3 protein-coding genes and 1 pseudogene are annotated in these 2287 nt (G+C 65.6%); 2 read left to right on the top strand and 2 right to left on the bottom strand.

Going from position 1 to position 2287, the window contains the following annotated elements:
* Together HMPREF0321_RS15250 and HMPREF0321_RS15790 are read left to right on the top strand one after the other, a co-directional pair.
* Positions 1-162 (top strand): integrase core domain-containing protein (locus tag HMPREF0321_RS15250; protein WP_006943477.1); only part of this gene is annotated, 162 nt, incomplete at its 5' end.
* Between the two features lie 26 nt (positions 163-188).
* A pseudogene (locus HMPREF0321_RS15790) lies at positions 189-323 on the top strand (IS256 family transposase); the annotation flags it as partial.
* A gap of 419 nt (positions 324-742) precedes the next feature.
* Here HMPREF0321_RS15790 and HMPREF0321_RS16675 read toward each other — a convergent pair.
* On the bottom strand, positions 743-1033 hold the full coding sequence (locus tag HMPREF0321_RS16675; protein ID WP_217490504.1) for a hypothetical protein: 291 nt from the start codon (positions 1031-1033) through the stop codon (positions 743-745).
* A gap of 10 nt (positions 1034-1043) precedes the next feature.
* A partial coding sequence (locus HMPREF0321_RS00875) for an MFS transporter (RefSeq protein ID WP_006943479.1) occupies positions 1044-2287 on the bottom strand: 1244 nt, incomplete at its 5' end.

Genomic DNA, 2287 nt, shown 5'->3' with positions numbered 1-2287 from the left:
GACAGCCCGTACAAGACCATCGCCGACGTCGAGTACGCCACCGCCGGATGGGTCGAGTGGTACAACAACCGAAGGCTCCACTCGTCTCTGGCCATGACCACCCCGGCCGAGTACGAGACCGCCTACTACGCCAACCTCAACCGAGAGTTGGCACCCGCATAGGAGCGGCACGAAACCCGGGACGCTTCAAGTGCCTGTACTTGGTGACCCGATCACTCGACCCGACCGGCACCGGTCGGGCACGATGGGTCATCCGATGGAAGGCTGCACTCAACGCCTTCGCCATCACCTTCGAGGGGCGCATCAACCCCTCGGACAACTAAGGACGCCAGTGGCCAGTTACACCGGAAATCTGACAGTCCCCCCTCGCCGAGGTACTTGCCGAGCTGCTGCTCCCATGCCCCGGTCTTCTGGCGCTCCGCACCGACGATTCCCTCCTCAGTCGCGCCCACCACGATGTATCCCCACCCACCGCAGTGCGTGAGAGCCCGGGCGCGATCTCGGTTAGCCATGGCGAGTATTTCTTTTACGAGGGTTGTCTCAGCCTCCTGCGAAGCAACCTCCACCTTGCTTTTCCACTCGATCCAGTGACGCTCGCCGTCTCGATCTCCTGCGGCGACGATCGCGCGCACCAACGCGATGCGGCGATCCTCTGTGTCAATCGGATGCGACGTATCGAATGCGATGGGCACTAGAACAAGTTCCTCTGCTCGGTTGGGGGATGTGTTCGTTCCCTCACGTCTTAACGGCTCTCGGTCTCCGCGCGCGTTGCTGCTGCTGTTCGCTCGCCGCCGGAACGTCTCGCAGGTCGTCCACCTCGCCGACTGGCGGGCTGGGTGAACCCAAGCCGTTTCAGTTCCGTTGGTGTCCATCCGGCTGCGGTGGCGTTGCTCCATGCTTCGCCTTCTGCGCGCTCTGCTGCGGCGAGTTCTGAACGCACTCGCGCCGTTTCGTGGTGCGCTTGTTCGAGTCGCTGGACGCTCTCCAGGCGGCCGGCAAGCAGTTCTTGTGCCTTGGTGGTGATCTCGCTCATGCACTCGCCTTCAGGCCGCCACCGCCTTCCGGTGCCGCGGAAGGACGAGGCCGATGACGACGGCGGTCGCGAAGCAGATGGCGGCATTGACGGCCAGTGCCGTCGTGACTCCGTGCAGGATATGGCCGGCGGTAGCTGCCCCTGCGGCGGTCGCGATCGCTGACATGACGGGCGTGCCGAGTGTGATGCCCACCTGCTGGCTCATGGTGGCCAGCCCTGTGGCCAGACCCTGCTCGGCGTCCGGCAGCCCGGAGGTGGCGGTAACCATGAAGCCGACGATGACGACCAGGTTGGCGACGCCACCGACGAAGGTTGCGACCAGCAGCACGACCAACCATCCTGAGGCGTCACCGAGGAACGCCAGCGGCACGGTGGAAACACCCTGTGCCACCAGCCCTGCGACGATGGCTCGCTTACCCCCAAGATGGCCGATGACGCGCGGAGCGATGACACCGCCGAGCACTGTTCCCGCGCCAAGCACAGCGAAAGCGAGACCCGCCTGGAGGGGCGTGTAACCGCGCACTTCCTGAAGGTAAAGGGTCAGGAGAAAGACCACAGAGGTCTCGGTCGCGAACGCGATGACACCTGCCAGGTTGCCCCAGCCCGTCGACCGGCGCAGCACCACACTAAGCGGGACCAAGGGCTCGGACACCGTGCGCTCAATGACGATGAACGCCAGCACCATGACGGCCGCGAGCAGCAACGCACCCCAGCTTCGGACATCGCCCCAGGAGTGCTGACCCGCCTGCGTAAGGCCGTACACGCCGGCAACCAGAGCCAGCGTCACGGTCACCGCACCGGGGAGATCGAGCGGGGGACGCAACTGCGCCCGGGTCTCCTTCAGGACCGCGGGACCGACCGCTAGGACCGCCACCGCGACGATCACGTTGACGAAGAAGGCCCACCGCCAGCTGATCAGATCGGTCAGCAATCCACCGAGGACGGCACCTGTGGTGAACCCGGCTGCCATCAGTGCACCGTTGAGTCCCAGCGCCCGCTCCCGCATCGGCCCCTCGGGGAACGAGGTGGTCAGCAGCGAGAGCGCAGCAGGGGTGACTGCGGCGGTGGCGATTCCCTGAGCAACCCGTGCCGCGAGCAGGAGCGAGGGCTCTTGGGCAAGCCCTCCGACCAGCGACGCCACGCCCAGGAGCGCGATCCCGACGAGGAACTGACGTCGGCGCCCGAACAAGTCGGCGAAGCGTCCGAACAGCAGCGTGAATCCGGCAGCGCAAACGGGCTCTTCCGAGTTCCGGT

It is taken from the genome of Dermacoccus sp. Ellin185 (assembly GCF_000152185.1).
GTDB lineage: Bacteria > Actinomycetota > Actinomycetes > Actinomycetales > Dermatophilaceae > Dermacoccus > Dermacoccus nishinomiyaensis.
This window is presented reverse-complemented; position numbering and strand designations above follow the sequence as displayed.